Source organism: Paraburkholderia sacchari, from assembly GCF_000785435.2.
Lineage (GTDB): Bacteria > Pseudomonadota > Gammaproteobacteria > Burkholderiales > Burkholderiaceae > Paraburkholderia > Paraburkholderia sacchari.
Genome location: NZ_JTDB02000003.1, coordinates 590,840 through 610,485 on the forward strand (window position 1 = coordinate 590,840; position 19,646 = coordinate 610,485).

The 19,646-nt window shown below is 64.4% G+C and carries 20 protein-coding genes; 18 read left to right on the forward strand and 2 right to left on the reverse strand.

Annotated elements, in window-relative coordinates; all coding sequences use genetic code 11:
- The first annotated feature begins 105 nt into the window (after window positions 1-105).
- The 18 genes from fabD to nagZ all read left to right on the forward strand — a co-directional run bounded on the left by fabD (window position 106) and on the right by nagZ (window position 17,380).
- On the forward strand, window positions 106-1,044 hold the full coding sequence (gene fabD / locus NH14_RS14990; protein WP_035522660.1) for an ACP S-malonyltransferase: 939 nt from the start codon (window positions 106-108) through the stop codon (window positions 1,042-1,044).
- A gap of 41 nt (window positions 1,045-1,085) precedes the next feature.
- The gene (gene fabG / locus NH14_RS14995; RefSeq protein WP_035522664.1) at window positions 1,086-1,835 is read left to right on the forward strand and encodes a 3-oxoacyl-ACP reductase FabG; all 750 of its coding nucleotides are present in this window, start codon (window positions 1,086-1,088) and stop codon (window positions 1,833-1,835) included.
- Between the two features lie 169 nt (window positions 1,836-2,004).
- A complete protein-coding gene (gene acpP, locus NH14_RS15000) occupies window positions 2,005-2,244 on the forward strand; it encodes an acyl carrier protein (RefSeq protein WP_004197638.1) in 240 nt (79 codons plus the stop codon).
- 198 nt (window positions 2,245-2,442) lie between these two features.
- Window positions 2,443-3,684 (forward strand): beta-ketoacyl-ACP synthase II, encoded by a 1,242-nt coding sequence (gene fabF, locus NH14_RS15005; protein WP_035522666.1) that lies wholly within the window; start codon window positions 2,443-2,445, stop codon window positions 3,682-3,684.
- Window positions 3,685-3,715: 31 nt separating this feature from the next.
- Window positions 3,716-4,219, forward strand: coding sequence for a protein YgfX (locus tag NH14_RS15010; RefSeq protein WP_052147836.1), 504 nt, complete (start codon window positions 3,716-3,718; stop codon window positions 4,217-4,219).
- A 233-nt stretch (window positions 4,220-4,452) separates the two neighbouring features.
- Window positions 4,453-5,052 (forward strand): RNA polymerase sigma factor RpoE, encoded by a 600-nt coding sequence (rpoE, locus tag NH14_RS15015; protein ID WP_035522669.1) that lies wholly within the window; start codon window positions 4,453-4,455, stop codon window positions 5,050-5,052.
- An 85-nt stretch (window positions 5,053-5,137) separates the two neighbouring features.
- Window positions 5,138-5,791: a sigma-E factor negative regulatory protein gene (locus NH14_RS15020; protein WP_035523056.1), complete on the forward strand. Its 654-nt coding sequence runs from the start codon at window positions 5,138-5,140 to the stop codon at window positions 5,789-5,791.
- A 6-nt stretch (window positions 5,792-5,797) separates the two neighbouring features.
- Window positions 5,798-6,868 (forward strand): MucB/RseB C-terminal domain-containing protein, encoded by a 1,071-nt coding sequence (locus NH14_RS15025; RefSeq protein WP_035522673.1) that lies wholly within the window; start codon window positions 5,798-5,800, stop codon window positions 6,866-6,868.
- Between the two features lie 20 nt (window positions 6,869-6,888).
- Window positions 6,889-8,400 (forward strand): DegQ family serine endoprotease, encoded by a 1,512-nt coding sequence (locus tag NH14_RS15030; protein ID WP_035522676.1) that lies wholly within the window; start codon window positions 6,889-6,891, stop codon window positions 8,398-8,400.
- Between the two features lie 3 nt (window positions 8,401-8,403).
- Window positions 8,404-8,712 carry a glutaredoxin family protein gene (locus NH14_RS15035; protein ID WP_052147837.1) on the forward strand — a complete coding sequence of 103 codons (309 nt, stop codon included), beginning with the start codon at window positions 8,404-8,406 and terminating at the stop codon, window positions 8,710-8,712.
- A 178-nt stretch (window positions 8,713-8,890) separates the two neighbouring features.
- A complete protein-coding gene (lepA, locus tag NH14_RS15040) occupies window positions 8,891-10,684 on the forward strand; it encodes a translation elongation factor 4 (protein WP_035522681.1) in 1,794 nt (597 codons plus the stop codon).
- A 41-nt stretch (window positions 10,685-10,725) separates the two neighbouring features.
- Window positions 10,726-11,619, forward strand: coding sequence for a signal peptidase I (gene lepB, locus NH14_RS15045; protein WP_035522683.1), 894 nt, complete (start codon window positions 10,726-10,728; stop codon window positions 11,617-11,619).
- Between the two features lie 169 nt (window positions 11,620-11,788).
- Window positions 11,789-13,003, forward strand: coding sequence for a ribonuclease III (gene rnc / locus NH14_RS15050; protein ID WP_035522684.1), 1,215 nt, complete (start codon window positions 11,789-11,791; stop codon window positions 13,001-13,003).
- Window positions 13,004-13,111: 108 nt separating this feature from the next.
- Window positions 13,112-14,017: a GTPase Era gene (era, locus tag NH14_RS15055; RefSeq protein WP_035523058.1), complete on the forward strand. Its 906-nt coding sequence runs from the start codon at window positions 13,112-13,114 to the stop codon at window positions 14,015-14,017.
- A gap of 31 nt (window positions 14,018-14,048) precedes the next feature.
- Entirely contained in the window at window positions 14,049-15,035 is a 987-nt protein-coding gene (gene recO, locus NH14_RS15060; protein WP_035522687.1) for a DNA repair protein RecO, read from the forward strand.
- Window positions 15,032-15,799 carry a pyridoxine 5'-phosphate synthase gene (gene pdxJ / locus NH14_RS15065; RefSeq protein ID WP_035522689.1) on the forward strand — a complete coding sequence of 256 codons (768 nt, stop codon included), beginning with the start codon at window positions 15,032-15,034 and terminating at the stop codon, window positions 15,797-15,799. Before recO ends, pdxJ begins: the two co-directional genes overlap by 4 nt.
- Window positions 15,800-15,848: 49 nt before the next feature.
- Window positions 15,849-16,268: a holo-ACP synthase gene (gene acpS / locus NH14_RS15070; RefSeq protein ID WP_035522692.1), complete on the forward strand. Its 420-nt coding sequence runs from the start codon at window positions 15,849-15,851 to the stop codon at window positions 16,266-16,268.
- Between the two features lie 71 nt (window positions 16,269-16,339).
- Entirely contained in the window at window positions 16,340-17,380 is a 1,041-nt protein-coding gene (nagZ, locus tag NH14_RS15075; protein ID WP_035522695.1) for a beta-N-acetylhexosaminidase, read from the forward strand.
- 182 nt (window positions 17,381-17,562) lie between these two features.
- Here the strand turns inward: nagZ and NH14_RS15080 are convergent, their stop codons facing one another.
- Both NH14_RS15080 and NH14_RS15085 read right to left on the reverse strand, forming a co-directional pair.
- On the reverse strand, window positions 17,563-18,948 hold the full coding sequence (locus NH14_RS15080) for a sigma-54-dependent transcriptional regulator (RefSeq protein WP_035522697.1): 1,386 nt from the start codon (window positions 18,946-18,948) through the stop codon (window positions 17,563-17,565).
- A 227-nt stretch (window positions 18,949-19,175) separates the two neighbouring features.
- Entirely contained in the window at window positions 19,176-19,400 is a 225-nt protein-coding gene (locus tag NH14_RS15085; RefSeq protein WP_152617076.1) for a hypothetical protein, read from the reverse strand.
- Between the last annotated feature and the right edge of the window lie 246 nt (window positions 19,401-19,646).

Below are 19,646 nucleotides of genomic sequence, written 5' to 3' on the forward strand. Positions count from 1 at the left end.
CCGAAGCGGGCGCTCCCGCTTGGGCCGCTGCGACACGCGCGGCCCCGCAAGCGCGCTTCAGCGGAGCGCATCGCTCATCCGTTTTGATCGAATTTTGGGGACGTTATGAAATTTGCGTTCGTATTTCCAGGACAAGGCTCGCAGGCCGTCGGCATGCTCGACGCCTTCGGCGACAACGCCATCGTGCGCGATACGCTCAAGGAAGCGTCCGATGCACTCAATCAGGACCTCGGCAAGCTGATCGCCGAAGGCCCTGCCGAGGAACTCAATCTCACCACGAACACGCAGCCGGTCATGCTCACCGCCGCGTACGCCGTTTATCGCGCGTGGCAAGCGGCGGGCGGCCCGGCGCCGGCGATCGTCGCGGGCCATAGCCTGGGCGAATACACGGCGCTCGTGGCCGCGGGCGTGCTTGCTTTCCGCGACGCCGTGCCGCTCGTGCGTTTTCGCGCGCAGGCTATGCAAAGCGCCGTGCCGGTGGGTGAGGGTGGCATGGCCGCCGTACTGGGCCTCGACGACGACACCGTGCGCGCGGTCTGCACCGAAGCCGCAGTGGAAAGCGGCGGCGTGGTCGAGGCGGTCAACTTCAATGCGCCTGCGCAGGTCGTGATCGCGGGCCATAAGGGCGCGGTCGAAAAGGCCTGCGAAATCGCCAAGGCGAAGGGTGCCAAGCGCGCATTGCCGCTGCCGGTTTCGGCGCCGTTCCACTCGTCGCTGCTCAAGCCCGCTTCGGACCAGCTGCGCGAATACCTCGCGAACGTCACGCTCAATGCGCCGGCCATCCCGGTCGTGAACAACGTCGACGTGGCCTTCGAAACCGATCCCACGAAGATTCGCGACGCGCTCGTGCGCCAGGCCGCTGGCCCGGTGCGCTGGGTCGAGTGCGTGAAGGCGATCGCTGCCCAGGGCGCGACCCATGTGATCGAGTGCGGTCCCGGCAAGGTGCTGGCGGGCCTCACGAAGCGCATCGACGGCAATCTGACCGGCGCCTCGGTGGCCGATCCGAAATCGCTCGACGAAGCGCTCGCGTTTCTCAAGGCTTAAGCCGCCGCATCGAAAAGTATCAAACGCAACGGATTCGAACGATGGAAAAAACTCTCGACAATCAGGCCGCGATCGTGACCGGCGCTTCGCGCGGCATCGGCCGTGCCATTGCGCTGGGACTGGCGCGCCAGGGCGCGATGGTGATCGGCACGGCAACGAGTGAAGCCGGCGCGCAGGCCATTACCGCCGCTTTCGAAGCTGCGGGCGTGAAGGGCCGTGGCGTGGTGCTCAACGTCAACGACGCGGCTGCGGCCGAGGCGCTCATCGACGCGACGGTCAAGGAGTTCGGCGGCCTCGCGATTCTCGTCAACAATGCTGGCATCACGCAGGACAACCTGGCGATGCGCATGAAGGACGACGAGTGGGACGCGGTGCTCGACACCAACCTGAAGTCGGTATTCCGCCTCTCGCGCGCCGTGCTGCGCCCGATGATGAAGGCGCGCGCCGGCCGCATCATCAACATTACGTCGGTGGTCGGCTCATCGGGCAACCCGGGCCAGGCCAATTACGCGGCGGCCAAGGCCGGCGTCGCGGGCATGACGCGCGCACTGGCGCGCGAGATCGGCAGCCGCGGCATCACGGTGAACTGCGTGGCGCCGGGCTTTATCGACACCGACATGACCAAGGATCTGCCCGCGGAGCAGCAGGCCGCGCTTCAGCAGCAGATCCCGCTGGGCCGTCTGGGCAGCCCGGAAGACATCGCGCATGCGGTGGTTTTTCTGGCCTCGCCGCAGGCGGGCTATATCACGGGCACTACGTTGCACGTAAATGGCGGGATGTATATGTCTTAACCGGAATCGGGTACTATCCGCGCCTCGATGCGCTCTGGCGAATAACCTCGCCAGACGCGTGCGCGAATAGCCGTTCCGGAACCGCGAGCGCCGCTTTTCAGCCAGGTCAAACCTGATAAAATGCGCGCACTCGCATTTATGAGCTCACTTTTTTTCCCTTGGAGGGGTAATGGACAACATCGAACAGCGCGTCAAGAAGATCGTCGCCGAGCAACTGGGCGTCGCCGAAGCTGAAATCAAGAACGAAGCTTCGTTCGTGAACGATCTGGGTGCAGACTCGCTCGACACCGTGGAACTGGTGATGGCCCTCGAAGACGAATTCGGCATGGAAATCCCCGACGAGGAAGCCGAGAAGATCACGACGGTTCAGCAAGCGATCGACTACGCTCGCGCGAACGTCAAGGCTTAAGCGTCTGTTCCTTGCCCGGGCTGGCGCGCGCACGCGAGTTGCTCGCTAGCGGCCCGCGAGGATGCTTGCCCGTGAAACCGCGAAAACCCGCCGCATCTGCCGCGGGACATCGGCCGGTCAACTAGCCACAGGGCTCACAGGAGCATTTCCTGCGGCCTCTGTGGCTTTTGTTTTGTCATCTATGGAAAAGGGGTTACCGTGAGCCGCCGTCGAGTTGTTGTTACAGGCCTGGGGCTGATTTCGCCTGTTGGCAATAATGTTGCCGACGGGTGGGCCAATCTGGTCGCCGGAAAGTCCGGCATCGCCAACATCACGAAGTTCGACGCTACGAACTTCTCGACCCGTTTTGCCGGCGAAGTGAAAGGCTTCAACGTCGAAGACTACATGCCGGCGAAAGAAGCACGTCACATGGATACGTTTATCCATTACGGCATTGCTGCGGGCATCCAGGCGATGCAGGACAGCGGCTTCGAGATCACCGAAGAGAATGCCGAGCGCGTAGGCGTGGTGGTGGGCTCGGGCATCGGTGGCCTGCCCATGATCGAAGTGACGCAAACGGAGCTGCTCAACCGCGGCCCGCGCCGTATTTCCCCGTTCTTCGTGCCGGCCTCGATCATCAACATGATCTCCGGCCACCTGTCGATCAAGTACGGCATCAAAGGCCCGAACCTTGCAATGGTTACGGCCTGCACGACCGGCCTGCACTGCATCGGCGAGGCCTCGCGTCTGATCGAGTACGGCGACGCCGACGTAATGATCGCGGGCGGCGCTGAGTCGACCGTCTCGCCGCTCGGTATCGGCGGCTTCGCGGCGGCGCGCGCGCTTTCGCAGCGCAACGACGATCCGGCAACGGCGAGCCGCCCGTGGGACAAGGACCGCGACGGCTTCGTGCTGGGCGAGGGCGCCGGCGTGATGATCCTCGAAGAGTACGAGCACGCGAAGAAGCGCGGCGCGAAGATCTACGCGGAAGTCGGCGGCTACGGCATGAGCGGCGATGCGTATCACATGACCGCTCCGCTCGAGGACGGTGACGGCGCGCGCCGCTGCATGCAGTACGCGATGCGCAACGCGGGCGTGAACGCGAACGAAGTGGACTGGGTCAACGCGCACGGCACTTCGACGCCGCTCGGCGACATCGCGGAAACCACCGCGATCAAGCGCGCGTTCGGCGACCACGCGAAGGACATCGTCGTCAATTCGACCAAGTCGATGACCGGCCACCTGCTGGGCGGCGCGGGCGGCCTGGAGTCGGTATTCTCGGTGCTGGCCGTGCACAATCAGGTGTCGCCGCCGACGATCAACATCTTCAATCAGGATCCGGCGTGCGATCTGGATTACTGCGCGAACACCGCGCGGGACATGAAGATCGACGTCGCGCTGAAGAACTCGTTCGGCTTCGGCGGCACCAACGGCACGCTCGTTTTCAAGCGCTTCGCTTGAGCTGTCGCTAAAAGCGGCTAGTGAGCCCGATGTGATCGCCTCGTGCGACACGGCGGCCGTGCCGGCGCAGATGCATGCGCCGGCCGGCTGCGACACCTTTCTCGATGCGCGGCGCACGCGTGCGCCGCGCATCGCCTTGCGCCCGTCCTGGGCACTGCATGCGCTGCTGCTTGCCGGCGTACTGATTGCGACTACCGCGTTTTTCACGACGTTCGCGCCCTGGCTTGGCGCGTGGCGCGCTTTGCCGCCGGCGCTTGCGCTCGGCGTGGCCGGGCTGCTCGCTTTCCAGGCATGGCGCCGTGCGCAGCCAGCCTTCGTCGAAATCGGGGCTGATCGTTTCGCTGCGTTTGCGCGCACCGGGGTGCAGCTTGTCGACGGGCGCCTGCTCGGCGCTTCGCAGTGGGGCGCGGCGCTCCTCGCGCTCGTGGTGGAAGAGGGCGGGCGCCGCAAAATGTTGCTAGTGGCTGCCGATTCTCTCGATGCCGAGACATTCCGCATCCTCGCAGTAAGTGCGCGCAGCGCGTCCGGCCGTTAATGCATTCAAGCGCCATCGCGCTTGTGTGGCCGGCGGCGTTTTCGGTTTCGCGTACCCGCATTTTTCCGCATTGTCCGCATTGTTTCTGGCCGCACCACCGCAGCCAATCTTGCGCTGCGTCTGCCAGAGCGCTGTAACGACTGTAACGGTGTTACGCGTGTAACTTGAGGGCGTGGCGGTAACGCTACAATGGTGCCCCCGCGTCCACTTCAATGAGCTAACGGATTTTTCAGGTGAGCGAAAAAGAAATTGACCAGTTGCTGGTCGAGCGCGTGCAAAAAGGCGACAAGGCTGCGTTCGAACTGCTGGTCTCCAAGTACCACCGCAAGATCATCCGCCTGATCTCGCGCCTCGTGCGGGATCCCGCCGAGGTCGAAGACGTGGCGCAGGACGCCTTTATCAAGGCGTATCGGGCACTGCCGCAGTTTCGCGGCGAATCTGCTTTCTATACGTGGTTGTACCGAATTGCTGTCAACACGGCGAAGAACTACCTTGCGACCCAGGGAAGACGCGCCCCGACATCCACCGAAGCAGATGCAGAAGAAGCGGAAACTTTCTCGGACGCCGATCAACTAAGGGATATCAACACGCCCGAGTCGATGTTGATGAGCAAGCAGATCGCCGAGACGGTCAACGCTGCCATGGCGGTTTTACCGGAAGAACTGCGCACCGCCATTACTCTTCGGGAAATTGAGGGTTTGAGTTACGAGGAAATCGCCGAAATGATGGGCTGCCCGATCGGCACCGTCAGATCGAGAATTTTCCGTGCTCGCGAAGCCATTGCGGCAAAATTGCGTCCGCTGCTGGACACACCGGAAGGCAAGCGCTGGTAGTACGCCAGCACTGCGCCGGGCACGAGCGCAATTCATTGGATGTGGGTGTGTCACTACGGGGCTCTGTAAGAAAATGGGGAGCATCATGGGGTCGGTTTCGATGCAATCGGTGTCAAGCTCGCGCGGCGAGCAACTGTCCGCCTTCGTCGACGGCGAAATGGCTGGCGATGAACGGCATCTGAACGCTATTCTTTCGGGGCTCGATCACGAGGGCCGCGAGGTCTGGTCGAGCTATCACCTGATCGGCGACGTGCTGCGCTCCGACGACCTGGCAATGCGCCCGGCCGCGAGCCAGTCGTTCATGGCGGGCTTTGCCGCGCGTTTCGAGGCGGAGCCGCACGTGCTCGCGCCGGCAGCTTTGCCGGCGTCGGAACAATCCGCCGCGCATAACGGGCGCGTCTCGCGCATTCTCGCGCTGCGCCGCCGCGTCGTGCCGTCGCTGGCCGTGGCCGCTGCGGCCGCTACGCTCACGTGGATCGTCATGCCGCAGATGCGCGGCGTCGGCATGGCCGGCGCGCCGCAGATCGCCTCGGTGCAATCTGCCGGCGATCACGTCCAGCGCGTGGCCATGAATACCGTTCCGGTGCAGACGGCCGCGGCCATGCAGGACGGCAATATCATTCGCGATGCGCGTCTGGACGAATATCTCGAAGCGCACCAGCAGTTCGCGCAGCAACCGGTCATGTCGGATTCCATGCCGTTCATCCGGTCCGCCGCCCTTACCACGCAAGGCCAATAAAGTCTGATGCAGATAGCGCGGTTCAATAAAACGACGATCTCGGGGCGGTTGCCGGCATTGCTATGCTGTGCAGCCGTAATGTTCACCGCTCTGTCTGCCGCCACGCACGCACACGCGCAAGGCACGCCGGCTGCCGCCGCGGCAGACCCGGCCGCTCGCCAGAGCGCCGTGCAGTGGCTCGACCGCATCCAGCAGGCTGCTCAGCAGCTGAATTACACGGGTACCTTCGTCTACCAGCGCGGCGCGTTCGTGCAGTCCTCGCGCATCACGCACTACGCGACCCGGAGCGACGGCGAGTACGAGCAGCTCGAAAGCCTCGACGGCAAGCCGCGCAAGATGCTGCGCCACAACGACGATCTCTACACGTTCGTGCCCGAGCGCAAACTGTGCGTCGTCGAAAAACGCCAGAACAAGGAAGCCTTCCCCGCGCTGCTCGCTACGAATGGCGACCAGGTGCTCGCCGTATACGATCCGAAGATGCTGGGCAGCGACCGTGTGGCCGGCATCGACAGCAACGTGATCGAGCTCGATCCGAAGGACGCTTACCGTTTCGCCTACAAACTGTGGGTCGATGCAAAAACGGGTCTGCTGCTGCGCGCGCAGACGCTCGACCCGTCGAATGGCCAGGTACTCCAGCAGCTCTCCTTTACGCAGGTGAGCATCGGCGTGCCGGTGGACAAGGCGCCGATCGCGGCCGGCATGCGCAATACCGCCGGCTGGACGGTCGTGCGTGCGCCGCTGCAAACGGTCGACATGCAGGCGCAAGGCTGGACCTTCGCGCAGACCGTGCCGGGCTTTCGCATGATTCGCGAAGTGCGCCGCCCGATGGCCGCGCGCGACGCCAACGAGCCGCCCATTCCCGTCGATCAGGCCGTGTTTTCCGATGGGCTTTCGGCCGTCTCCGTGTTCGTCGAGCCGGTCGAGCACAACAGCCGCAAGGAAGGCTCGGGTAGCAGCGGCGCGACCCATGTGCTCGTGAAGCGCAGCGGGGACTACTGGATCACTTTGCTTGGCGAGGTGCCACAGAGCACGTTGCAGCAATTCGCGTCTGCCATAGAATACAAGGCTCCCAAGTAACTGCTACGGCCGATTTCGATATGACGATCCTCCCGCTGCGCAAATTCTTCGCGGCCGCGGCGGTGGCGGCGTGCCTGCCGTTCGCCCCGCTCACGGCATCGGCGGCGCCCGCCGCCAATCTGCCGGACTTCACCGATCTCGTGGACAAGGTGGGGCCTTCCGTCGTCAACATCCGCACCACCACGCGCGTGACGCTCTCGCAGCGCGGGCTGCCGCCGGGGATGGACAACGGCGATATGTCGGAATTTTTCCGCCGCTTCTTCGGTATTCCCATGCCGCAAGGGCCGCAGGGCGGCCAGTCGCCGCGCGGCGGCCAAGGTGGCGGTCAGGGTGGCGGGCAGGACTCCGGACCGGATAGCGGCAACGACACCGAGCAGAGCAGCGGCGTGGGCTCGGGCTTCATCATGACGGGCGATGGCTACGTGATGACCAACGCGCACGTCGTCGACGATGCGGACAGCATCTACGTCACGCTCACCGACAAGCGCGAGTTCAAGGCCAAGCTGATCGGCGTGGACGACCGCACCGACGTGGCAGTCGTGAAGATCCAGGCCAGCAACCTGCCGGCCATTACGATCGGCGATTCGAACAAGGTGCGCGTGGGCGAGTGGGTGCTGGCAATCGGCTCGCCGTTCGGGCTCGAAAACACCGTCACCGCGGGCATCGTGAGCGCGAAGGGGCGCGATACGGGCGACTACCTGCCGTTCATTCAGACCGACGTGGCCGTGAACCCCGGCAACTCGGGCGGGCCGCTCATCAACATGCAGGGCGAGGTGATCGGCATCAACTCGCAGATCTATAGCCGCACCGGCGGCTTCATGGGTATTTCGTTTGCGATCCCGATCGACGAGGCGATGCGCGTGGCCGATCAGCTCAAGGCCACGGGCAAGGTCACGCGCGGCCGGATTGCGGTGGCGATCGGCGAGGTGACCAAGGACGTGGCCGATTCGCTCGGTCTGCCGAAGGCACAGGGCGCGCTGGTGTCGAGCGTCGAGCCGGGCGGCCCGGCTGACAAGGCGGGTATCCAGCCGGGCGACATCATCCAGAAGTTCAACGGCCAGACCGTCGAGGCGGCTACCGACTTGCCGCGCATGGTGGGCGACACCAAGCCGGGTACGCGCTCGACCATCACGATCTGGCGCAAGGGCGCGACGCGCGATTTGCCGATCACCGTGGCCGAGTTGCAGCCGGACAAGGGCACGAAGACCGATCAGCGCAAGGCGCCGGAGCCGAAGCCGCGCGCGGCGAATGCGCTGGGTCTTTCTGTGACGGACCTCACCGCCGACCAGATGAGCCAGCTCAAGATCAAGGGCGGCGTGATGGTGGAGTCCGTGGATGGCCCGGCGGCGCGCGCGGGCTTGCAGAAGGGCGACATCATCCTGCGCGTGGGGGACACGGATATCACGAGCGCAAAGCAGTTCCTGGAAGTCACGTCGCGGCTCGACTCGCAGAAGATGGTGGCGATTCTCGTGCGTCGCGGCGACAACACGCAGTTCGTGCCGCTTCGCCCGCGCAATCCGGGGCAGAAGTAACCGATGAACGCCCCTGCCTTGAAGCCGGCCGTTACGGGTTCGCGCACGGGGGCGCATCTCGTGCTGTATGGCCGTGCGTGGTGTCATCTGTGCGAGGACATGCGCGCGGCGCTGGAGCCGTTGGCGGCAGCGGCGGGGGCGCACATCGAGGTGATCGATGTCGATTCCGACCCCTCGCTGCAAGCGCGCTACGACGAGCTCGTGCCCGTGCTGGTTTGCGATGGCGTTGAACTGTGTCACTACCATCTCGACGAGGCGTGCGTGCGTGCGGCATTGGGCCTGCGCGCTACGGCGCGCGATGGGGCCTCATGAGGCGTCGCAGGGTGTCATAGGGGGGCGTAGGGCGTCGCTGCGCCGTAATACATCCGTGACTTACCGTACCGTTCGCCGGAAGCGCCCCTTTTCGGCTAAAATAGATCGTTTTTTCATCTGTTTACGAGGCGTGTCCAGCTTTCGTTGGGGCGCGCCTTTTTCGCTTGATCGGTACTGAATGGATCATATTCGTAACTTCTCGATCATTGCGCACATCGACCATGGCAAGTCGACGCTCGCCGATCGCATCATCCAGTTGTGCGGTGGCTTGTCCGACCGCGAAATGGAATCGCAGGTGCTCGACTCGATGGATCTCGAGCGCGAGCGTGGCATCACGATCAAGGCGCAGACTGCCGCGCTCACGTACAAGGCGCGTGACGGCAAGGTCTACAACCTGAACCTGATCGACACGCCGGGGCACGTCGACTTCTCGTACGAAGTCAGCCGCTCGCTTTCGGCGTGCGAGGGTGCGCTGCTCGTCGTCGACGCAAGCCAGGGTGTGGAAGCGCAGACCGTGGCGAACTGCTACACGGCGATCGAGCTTGGCGTGGAAGTCGTGCCGGTGCTCAACAAGATCGACCTGCCCGCCGCCAACCCCGAAAACGCGATCGAAGAGATCGAGGACGTGATCGGCATCGACGCCACCGACGCCACGCGCTGCAGCGCGAAGACCGGCATGGGCGTGGACGACGTGCTCGAATCGCTCATCGCCAGGGTGCCGCCGCCCAAGGGCGACCCCGATGCGCCGCTGCAGGCGCTCATCATCGACTCGTGGTTCGACAACTACGTGGGCGTGGTGATGCTCGTGCGCATCGTCAACGGCACGCTGCGTCCGAAGGACAAGATCAAGCTCATGGCCACCGGCGCGCAATATCCGGTCGAGCACGTGGGCGTGTTCTCGCCGAAGTCGCGCAACCTGGAATCGCTCTCGGCGGGGCAGGTGGGCTTCATCATCGCGGGCATCAAGGAACTCGCCGCCACCAAGGTGGGCGACACCGTCACGCACGCGACCAAGCCGGCCGAAGAGCCGCTGCCGGGCTTCAAGGAAGTGAAGCCGCAGGTGTTCGCGGGCCTCTATCCGGTCGAGGCGAACCAGTACGACGCGCTGCGCGAATCGCTAGAAAAGCTCAAGCTCAACGATGCCTCGCTCCAGTACGAGCCCGAAGTTTCGCAAGCGCTGGGCTTCGGCTTCCGGTGCGGCTTCCTTGGCCTGCTGCACATGGAAATCGTGCAGGAGCGTCTCGAGCGCGAGTTCGACATGGACCTCATTACCACGGCGCCTACCGTGGTGTACGAAGTCGTGCAGGCCGACGGCACGCAGATCATGGTCGAGAACCCGGCGAAGATGCCGGAGCCCTCGAAGATCGGCGAAATTCGCGAGCCTATCGTCACGGTGAATCTGTACATGCCGCAGGACTACGTCGGTTCGGTGATCACGCTCTGTACGCAAAAGCGCGGCAACCAGATCAACATGCAGTACCACGGCCGTCAGGTGCAGCTCACCTACGAAATCCCGATGGCCGAAATCGTGCTCGACTTCTTCGATCGACTGAAGTCGGTGTCGCGCGGCTATGCGTCGATGGACTACGAGTTCAAGGAGTACCGCAGCGCAGACGTCGTGAAGGTCGACATGCTGATCAACGGCGAAAAGGTCGATGCACTGTCGATCATCGTGCACCGCTCGCAGTCGCAGTATCGCGGCCGCGAAGTGGCGGCGAAGATGCGCGAGATCATCCCGCGCCAGATGTACGATGTGGCGATTCAGGCGGCCATTGGCGCGCACATCATCGCGCGTGAGAACATCAAGGCGCTGCGCAAGAACGTGCTGGCCAAGTGCTATGGCGGCGACATCTCGCGCAAGAAAAAGCTGCTCGAAAAGCAGAAGGAAGGCAAGAAGCGGATGAAGCAGGTTGGTTCTGTGGAAATCCCGCAGGAGGCGTTCCTCGCGATTCTCCGGGTCGAAGACAAATAAGCCGGGCAGATAAGCAGATAAGCAGAACAACGGACCTTTCCATGAATTTTGCGCTGATTCTTTTTGTGCTCGTCGTATTGACGGGCATCGCGTGGGTTGCAGACAAGCTGGTGTTCATGCCGCGCCGGCGCCTTGCCGCCGATGCGGCGATCGCCGAATTCGACCGGCAGCAGGCACGCATTGGCGAGCGCTTCGCCGACGAGAACGCGCCCGCGACGCGTCAGAGCTTGCGCAACGAAAAGCTGCGCCAGCCGTGGTGGCTCGAATACACGGCCAGCTTCTTTCCCGTGATCCTGATCGTGTTCTTCGTGCGCTCGTTTGTCGTTGAGCCGTTCAAGATTCCGTCGGGCTCGATGGTGCCGACGCTCCTCGTGGGCGACTTCATCCTCGTGAACAAGTTCGATTACGGCCTGCGTTTGCCGATCACCAACACGAAGATCACCCAGGGCCGCGCGCTCCAGCGTGGCGACGTGGTGGTGTTCCGCTATCCGAAGGACGAGTCGGTCGACTACATCAAGCGCGTGATCGGTTTGCCGGGCGACGTGGTTGCCTATCAGGACAAGCAACTCACGATCAATGGCAAGCCGGTACCTGAAACGCCACAAGCCGATTACTTCGACGAAGAGCGCATCGGCTATGCGAAGCAGTTCACCGAAGACCTCGACGGCCGCAAGAACAACATCCTCAATAATCCCGCCGTGCCGCCGTTCATCATGGGCGCGGAAGATTATCCGTATCGCGACAACTGCCAGTACAACGCACGCGGCGTGATCTGCAAGGTGCCGCCGGGCCATTACTTCATGATGGGCGATAACCGCGACAACAGCGCGGACAGCCGCTACTGGGGCTTCGTGCCCGACGCCAACATCGTTGGCCGCGCGTTCTTTATCTGGATGAACTTCAGCAGTCTGAAGCGCATCGGCTCGTTCGAGTAATGCGCGTTTGATGCGCGTCCGCGCCTGCAAAATGCACGTGACTCGCGTGTGATTCGCAGCGCATCTTCGCACGCTACTTGAAGAACCGCCGGTAACGTCGCTTCATCATGGTTTTTCGCCCGCTGGCCGGCGTTTTCGCCGGGGCCGGCGGGCGCGTTATACTCTCCCCATGCCCCTATCTCCGTTGGAAAGCCGTTTGCGCTACGAATTTCGCAATGCGGAATTGTTGCGCCAGGCTTTGACCCACCGCAGTCACAGTGCCACGCATAACGAACGCCTCGAATTCCTCGGTGATTCGGTTCTGAATTGCGCGGTGGCGGCCCTATTGTTCCAACGTTTTAGCAAACTGGACGAAGGTGACCTCTCGCGCGTGCGTGCGAATCTGGTCAAGCAACAGTCGCTTTACGAGATCGCTCAGGCCCTCAATATTGCCGATGGCTTGCGCCTCGGCGAGGGCGAACTGCGCAGCGGCGGTTTCCGCCGGCCTTCGATTCTGGCCGATGCGCTCGAAGCGATCTTCGGCGCGATCTTTCTCGACGGCGGCTTCGACGCCGCCCAGACGGTCATCAAGCGTCTCTACATCCCGATCCTCGACCATATCGACCCGCGTACGCTCGGCAAGGATTCCAAGACGCTGCTGCAGGAATATCTGCAGGGTCACAAGATCGCGCTGCCGACCTATACCGTTGTCGCTACGCATGGTGCGGCGCACAATCAGCAGTTCGAAGTCGAATGCACGGTGCCCAAGCTCGACGTGAAGGTGTCGGGTTCGGGGGCGAGCCGTCGCGCGGCCGAGCAAGCCGCCGCGAAGAAGGCGCTCGATGAGGTCATGGCCGCTGCGCCCGCGCTGGTCGCCAAGCCGCGTCGCTCGAAGGGCGCACGCGCGCCCAAGGCCGAACTCGAAGTCGTGCCCGGCGTGACGGGCGTGCAGGGCGCGCTCGACCTGCGCTCGCCCGAGCGTCGTGCGCGCGGCGAGCGTCCGGGCGCCGGCGCCTACCATGCCGCCACGGCGGGCGAGGAGTCGGCCGAACGCACGGCTGCAAATGCGGCGGCCGCGCCGCTCGCGGTGATTCGCGCGGCGCACGTGCAAGAGCGCGGTGCGGAGAAGGGCGAACGCGCCTCCACGGAGAAGTCGGCAGAAAAGCCTGCCGATAAATTCGATGCTGTGCCATCCGCCGGTTCGATTGCGCCACGCTCGGCGCGCAGCCGCGATGCACAGGCCAGCAACGGCGCGCCCGGCGCGGGAGACGATCCGTCGCCGGGCGCGCCGTCCAGCGCATCGAACGGTTCATCCACGGCAGGGTCGACTGGCGGGTCGTCTGCGGGCTCCGCCGCTGAACTCGGCACAGCGGTGCCTGTGCGAGCCGCCGATGCCGGCCACTGATTCAACCCTGGTGCGCGGCGCTTGAACCGTTTGAACCGTTTGAACCGTTTGAACCGCGCGCGCCCTGTTTCCGCTTAGTTTCCTTTGCTTCATTACTCCGGTCCGATCATGAACGCACCTACTTCCACTCCTGCCGGTTTCCGCTGCGGCATGGTCGCGATCGTCGGCCGTCCGAATGTCGGCAAGTCCACGCTGATGAATGCGCTGGTCGGCCAGAAGATCAGCATCACGTCGCGCAAGGCGCAGACCACGCGCCATCGCATCACCGGCATCAACACGGTCGAAGACGCGCAATATGTTTTCGTCGACACGCCGGGCTTCCAGACGCGCCACAGCACCGCGCTCAACCGCTCGCTCAATCGCGCCGTCACCTCGACGCTCAGTTCCGTCGATGCGGTGCTGTTCGTGATCGAAGCCGGCAAGTTCGGTCCCGACGACCAGAAAGTGCTCGACCTGATTCCGCCGAACGCGCCCACGATCCTCATTGCCAACAAGATCGACCGCGTGACCGACAAGGCCACGCTTTATCCGTTCATCGAGGGCGTGCAAAAGCTGCGCGAATTCCGCGAGATCGTTCCGCTCTCGGCCAGGAATCCCGACGACATCAAGCGCCTGCTCGAAACGCTCAAGCCGTATCTGCCCGAAGGCGAACCGATTTACGGTGAAGATGACCTCACGGATCGCAGCGAGCGCTTTCTCGCCGCCGAGATCCTGCGCGAAAAAGTGTTCCGCTGGACCGGCGACGAGCTGCCGTACACGAGCACGGTGCTCATCGACAAGTTCGAGCAGGAAGGGCGCCTGCGCCGCATCTTCGCGACGATTCTCGTCGAGCGCGACACCCAGAAGGCCATGGTGATCGGCCAGAAGGGCAGCAAGCTCAAGCAGATCAGCACCGAGGCGCGTCTCGACATGGAAAAGCTGTTTGACGGTCCGGTCTATCTCGAGACCTTCGTGAAGGTGAAGAGCGGCTGGGCCGACAACGAGGCCGGCCTGCGCGCTTACGGTTACGAGTGATCCGCTGCGAGTGCGAGGCGCAGGTACCAGGATGAATGACGGCGCAGCCGGAACCCTGAACGACGACTGGCCCGCACCCGAGGCGGGCATGAACGCCGACGACCCCGACTTCGAGTCGCCCGCCGGCGACCGCGCGCGCGCAGCGCGCGCGCCTGCGCGTGGCGCGCGCAAGTCGGCGTCCGCCGCGCACGGCGATCTTGCCGAAGGCGCCGATGTCACGCTCGAGCGCGGCGCCTCATCGCGCACCTCGCGCAAGACCAGCGCACGCTCCACTTTGCCGCGCGCACCGCGCAGCGCGACGCCCGATTACCGCGTCGCCGAACAACCCGCGTTTGTGCTGCACAGCTATCCCTGGCGCGAAACCAGCCTCATCATCGACGTGCTCACGCGCGATCACGGCCGCGTCGCGCTCGTCGCGAAGGGCGCCAAGCGTCCGCACTCGGCGCTGCGCGGCGTGCTGCAAACCTTCCAGCCGCTCACGCTTTCGTGGACCGGCAAGGGCGAAGTGCGCACGCTCACCGGCGCCGAATGGGTGGGCGGCATGCTGCCGCTCGCCGGGGATGCGCTGCTGTGCGGCTTCTACGTCAACGAGCTGCTCGTGAAGTTCTGCGCGCGCGAAGATCCTCATCCGCCGCTGTTTCGCCACTATGTCGTGACGATGACGCGTCTCGCCCACGACGAGCCGCCCGTGCAGGTGCTGCGTTCGTTCGAGCGCGTGCTGCTGCGCGAGACCGGCTATGCGCTCGCGCTCAACCGCACGGTGAGCCGCCAGGCCGTGGTGGCCGAGGGGCGCTACGTGTTCGATCCCGAGCGCGGCGTGCGCGAGGCCTCCGACGAATGGCCGGCGCAATGGCCCGTGCTTTCCGGCCAGACGTTGCTCGACATGGAAGAGGACGATTACCATCGACCCCAGACCGTCACGCAGAGTAAGGCGCTGATGCGTTTCCTGTTGCACACTTACCTTGGCGGCACGCCGCTCGCGACGCGCCAGATCCTGATCGACCTGCAGAATCTATGAGCTTCTTCCTTACTTCGCCCAATGTGATCGACCTCGGCGTCAATATCGATCACGTCGCCACGCTGCGTAATGCGCGCGGCACCGCTTATCCCGACCCGATCCGCGCGGCGCTGCTTGCCGAAGAGGCGGGCGCCGATGTCATCACGCTGCATCTGCGTGAGGATCGCCGGCATATCGTCGATGCCGATGTGCGCAAGCTGCGCCCGCTGCTCAAGACGCGCATGAACCTCGAGTGCGCGGTCACGGCCGAGATGCTCGACATCGCGTGTGAGATCAAGCCGCAAGACGTCTGCCTCGTGCCCGAGAAGCGCGCCGAATTGACCACCGAAGGCGGCCTCGACGTGGCAGGGCAGTTCGACGCCGTGGCCGCTGCCTGCCGGCAGCTGGCCGATGCGGGTATCCGCGTGTCGCTCTTCATCGACCCGGAGGAGACGCAGATTCGCGCGGCGCACGAAACCGGCGCGCCCGTGATCGAGCTGCATACGGGCCGCTATGCCGAAGCGCACGAGGCCGCCGAACAGCAGCGCGAGTTCGAGCGCGTGGTGCTGGGCGTGAATTGCGGCATCGGCCTCGGGCTGAAGGTGAATGCGGGTCACGGGCTGCACTACACGAACGTGCAGCAGATCGCCGCCATCGACGGCATTCACGAGCTCAACATCGGGCATGCGATCGTCGCGCAGGCGATCTTCGCGGGCTGGGAGAACGCGGTGCGCGAGATGAAGGCGATCATGGTCGCGGCGCGTCTTGCCGCGACGCGTGCGTGATCGCTGTCTGATCGACCCACTCACTGGCCCACTCGGCGACGAGGAATGCATGGCGATTTACGGCATCGGTACCGACATCATCCAGGTGAGCCGCGTCGCGGCCGTCATGGAGCGCACCGAAGGGCGCTTTGCGCAGCGCGTGCTCGGCCCCGACGAACTCGCGGTTTATCAAGCGCGCAAGGCGCGTTCGGAAAAGCGCGGGCTCGCCTATCTGTGCACGCGCTTTTCCGCGAAGGAAGCGTTCTCGAAAGCCATCGGCCTCGGCATCCATATGCCGATGACCTGGCGCGCCGTGCAGACGCTCAACGCGCCCGGCGGCAAGCCTTACATGGTGGCCTCGGGCGAGCTCGCGCAATGGCTCGAGGCGCGCGGCATCACCACGCAGGTCTCGATCACCGACGAACAGGACTACGCGGTCTCGTTCGTGGTCGCTGAAACTGATCAACCCACCGCTCAACCGGTGCGCTGATTTTCAATCCCGCCGCGCCCGGCAGACGCCGCGCGCGGTTTTTTCATGCCCATTCAACGCCAGATCGATCGATGAAGAGAATTCCCGGACCGGTCATGCTCGACGTGGTCGGCACGACGCTCAACGACGACGACATCCGCCGTCTCGCGCATCCCTCAACCGGCGGCGTGATCCTGTTCGCGCGCCACTACGAAAACCGCGCGCAGCTCGTCGCGCTCACGGACGCCATCCGCGCGGTGCGCGACGACCTGTTGATCGCCGTCGACCACGAGGGCGGCCGCGTGCAGCGCTTTCGCACCGATGGCTTCACGGTGCTGCCCGCGATGGGGCGCCTTGGCGCGCTGTGGGACAAGGACGTGCTGCTCGCCACCAAGCTGGCCACGTCGGTCGGGTATATCCTCGCGAGCGAGCTGCGCGCCTGTGGTATCGACTTGAGCTTCACGCCCGTGCTCGACCTGGGCTACGGCCAGTCGAAGGTGGTGGGCGACCGCGCGTTCCATCGCGATCCGCGTGTCGTTACGCTGCTCGCCAAGAGCCTGAATCACGGTCTCGCGCTCGCGGGCATGGCGAACTGCGGCAAGCATTTTCCGGGGCACGGCTTCGCGAGCGCCGATTCGCACGTCGCGGTGCCGGTGGACGAACGTCCGCTCGAGTCGATTCTCGGCGAGGACGCACAGCCTTATGACTGGCTCGGCCTTTCGCTCGCGGCCGCCATGCCGGGGCACGTGATCTATCCGAAGGTCGACTCGAAGCCGGCCGGCTTTTCGCGCATCTGGGTGCAGGAGATTCTGCGCGAGCGCCTGCGCTTCACGGGCGCGATCTTCAGCGACGATCTCTCGATGGAGGCCGCGCGCCAGGGCGGCACGCTGACCGAGGGTGCTCGCGCGGCGCTCGAGGCCGGCTGCGACATGGTGCTGATCTGCAATCAGCCGCACGAGGCGGAGAAGGTGCTCGACGCGCTGCGCACCGCCGAGCCCACGCGCGAGGCACAGGCGTCGGCGAAACGCCTCAGGCGGCTGCGTCCGCGCGGCAAGGCGTTGCGCTGGGACAAGCTCGTGGCCGATCCGGCCTATCTGTCCGCACAGGCGTTGTTGCGTACCGTGTTGCCTTGAGCGTCGCTCGCGCGGGCGGCCGCATGTTACGCGTTACGTAACACGGCGCGCGCACACGGCTGCCGAAAAACGAAACGGCGACGAAACAACGACGAAACAACGACGATACGGCGAAAAAAGCGGCGGCCCTTCGAATTCGAAGAGGCCGCCGCTTTTTTTGTGCGCCAGAAACGTCGCGGGCGTTAGTTCAGCCGCATGCGCTGGAGCTTGTTGTAAAGCGTTTTCGGGCTAATGCCGAGGAGCGACGCGGCGCGGTGGCGCGTGCCGCCTACGGCGTCGAGCGTGGCGCGGATCAGCATTTCCTCGACATCGGCGAGCGGCGTGCCGACCGTGACCTGCACGCGGCCGCCGTTGACTTCGCGCGGCGAGACGCCGCTGGTTTCCTCGGCCTGCAATGTTTCGAGGATGTCGCCGGACGCATGCCACGCGCGCTCGACGCGCTCGTGCAACTCGCGCACGTTGCCGGGCCAGTCGTAGGCGAGGCACTCGCGCAGGAAGGCGGGCGCGACAAGCCGGGTTGTGCCGGTCAGGCCGCGTGCGTGCGCTTCGAGATTGAGTTCGTCGATACGTGCCGCGGCGAGCAGCGCAGCGTCGTCTTCGCGCTCGCGCAGCGGTGGCAATTGCACTGACGCCGCATCGAGGCGCATCCACAAATCCTCGTGCAGCAGGCCCTGCCGGACCGCGTCGCGTGGCACTGCGCGCGTGGCCGCGATGAGGCGGAAATCGGTGCCCACTTCGCTATTGCCGCCCACGCGCATGAAGGTCTGCGAATCGAGCGCGCGCAGCAGCACTTCCTGTTCGGCGCGCGGCAACTCGGTGAGTTCGTCGATGAAGAGCGTGCCGCCGTTTGCCTGATCGATGAGACCGGGCTCGCGCTGCTCCGCGCCGTTGAACGCACCGCGCTCATGGCCGAAGAGCAGGTTCGCGAGCGGGCGACCGGCGGCGGTTTCGGCCGCTCGCGCATGTGCGTCGCAGACGATGAATGGACCCTTGCGGCGGCGGCTCAGCTGATGCAGCGTGCGCGCCGCCACTTCCTTGCCGGTACCGGCCTCGCCGTGCACGAGGATCGCCGATTCGGTGGGCGCGAGTTGTTCGAGTGCGTCGTAGACGTGCTGGATCGCGCTGCTGCGGCCCAGCATCGGGCCGAAGCGGCCGAGTTCGCGCAGCATTGCGCGTAGCGCGCGGACTTCCTCGGTCAGCTCGTAGGGGCGCGGAATGCGTGCCAGCAGGCTGCGCAGGCGCGGAATATTGACGGGCTTGAGCAGATAGTCCCAGATGCCGTGGCGCAGCCCTTCGATCGCGCTTTCGACGGTCGCGTTGCCGGTCATCACGATCACCGGCAACGCGCCGCCAGGCGGCTGGGCGGGCAGGTGAGGCAGCAACTCCAGGCCGCCGCCGTCGGGCAGGTTCAGGTCGACGAGCACGACATCGGGGATGAAGCGTGCGAGTGCGGCGCGCGCATCGGCGAGCGTGGCCGCGGTATCGACGGAAAAGCCGTCGGCAGCCAGGATGGCCGAAAGGCCGGACAGGCTGTTGGGATCGTCTTCGACAATCAGGGCGTGTGGCATGGCGGAAGCGGCTTACGGATGAGCGCGGGTGCGCCGGGCAGGCACGCTTGCGCACATGCCCGGCTGGCGGCGAGCAGGCGCGACGTGGCGGCGTACTGTGGCGCGGCACGATACAGGTGGTTTCACGGAAACCACCGAGATGTTTCGAAGTATGTTGTTCAGTTCCGGTCCTCCCAGATTGACGGCAGACGCGCGGCAACGCGCGAGCCCGCCGCAACGTGCAACGCTCAAGCCGTACTACCCCCATGCTGCAAGCAAGCCGCCCCATCGAGCGCCGGAGCGACCGTGCCGCGAGCCACTTCATCGGTGAATCGATCCGTGTCGACCCGTGGTGCGGCCAGTGCGCTTCGCTGTTCGAGCTTCATGAGCGCGTCGTTCACGAGCGCGTTCCGGATGACACTGGCCTGGCCTGGCCACTGCTTCCAGGTGCATGCAGCGATGTCGTTATTCATTGTGTTTCTCGCGGTTCGGAGAGAAGCGATACTCGCCGGCTGCGTCATCGCGAGAGCATCTCAAAAAGGAACCAGCAGAAACTGTGCCACGAGTGTTATGCCTTGCCGCTGCGAGATGCGTCTGATTTGCGTCCCTGAATAACCGGTAAGGATTTCCCATGTAGTCACAAACATACACGTTCGTGAAAAAAAGAAAAAGCGCCCCTTGGGGCGCTTTCATTTTTTGCACTCGCCATGCATCGAAAT

What these genes read in the sequence shown, in the direction of transcription:
- lepB (WP_035522683.1), top strand. Translation starts at nt 10,726, where the DNA reads ATGAATTTTGCGCTGATTCTTTTTGTGCTCGTCGTATTGACGGGCATC.
- rnc (WP_035522684.1), top strand. Translation starts at nt 11,789, where the DNA reads ATGCCCCTATCTCCGTTGGAAAGCCGTTTGCGCTACGAATTTCGCAAT.
- acpS (WP_035522692.1), top strand. Translation starts at nt 15,849, where the DNA reads ATGGCGATTTACGGCATCGGTACCGACATCATCCAGGTGAGCCGCGTC.
- fabD (WP_035522660.1), top strand. Translation starts at nt 106, where the DNA reads ATGAAATTTGCGTTCGTATTTCCAGGACAAGGCTCGCAGGCCGTCGGC.
- lepA (WP_035522681.1), top strand. Translation starts at nt 8,891, where the DNA reads ATGGATCATATTCGTAACTTCTCGATCATTGCGCACATCGACCATGGC.
- pdxJ (WP_035522689.1), top strand. Translation starts at nt 15,032, where the DNA reads ATGAGCTTCTTCCTTACTTCGCCCAATGTGATCGACCTCGGCGTCAAT.
- recO (WP_035522687.1), top strand. Translation starts at nt 14,049, where the DNA reads ATGAATGACGGCGCAGCCGGAACCCTGAACGACGACTGGCCCGCACCC.
- fabG (WP_035522664.1), top strand. Translation starts at nt 1,086, where the DNA reads ATGGAAAAAACTCTCGACAATCAGGCCGCGATCGTGACCGGCGCTTCG.
- NH14_RS15020 (WP_035523056.1), top strand. Translation starts at nt 5,138, where the DNA reads ATGGGGTCGGTTTCGATGCAATCGGTGTCAAGCTCGCGCGGCGAGCAA.
- acpP (WP_004197638.1), top strand. Translation starts at nt 2,005, where the DNA reads ATGGACAACATCGAACAGCGCGTCAAGAAGATCGTCGCCGAGCAACTG.
- NH14_RS15025 (WP_035522673.1), top strand. Translation starts at nt 5,798, where the DNA reads ATGCAGATAGCGCGGTTCAATAAAACGACGATCTCGGGGCGGTTGCCG.
- NH14_RS15085 (WP_152617076.1), bottom strand. Translation starts at nt 19,400, where the DNA reads ATGAATAACGACATCGCTGCATGCACCTGGAAGCAGTGGCCAGGCCAG.
- nagZ (WP_035522695.1), top strand. Translation starts at nt 16,340, where the DNA reads ATGAAGAGAATTCCCGGACCGGTCATGCTCGACGTGGTCGGCACGACG.
- NH14_RS15035 (WP_052147837.1), top strand. Translation starts at nt 8,404, where the DNA reads ATGAACGCCCCTGCCTTGAAGCCGGCCGTTACGGGTTCGCGCACGGGG.
- era (WP_035523058.1), top strand. Translation starts at nt 13,112, where the DNA reads ATGAACGCACCTACTTCCACTCCTGCCGGTTTCCGCTGCGGCATGGTC.
- NH14_RS15080 (WP_035522697.1), bottom strand. Translation starts at nt 18,948, where the DNA reads ATGCCACACGCCCTGATTGTCGAAGACGATCCCAACAGCCTGTCCGGC.
- NH14_RS15030 (WP_035522676.1), top strand. Translation starts at nt 6,889, where the DNA reads ATGACGATCCTCCCGCTGCGCAAATTCTTCGCGGCCGCGGCGGTGGCG.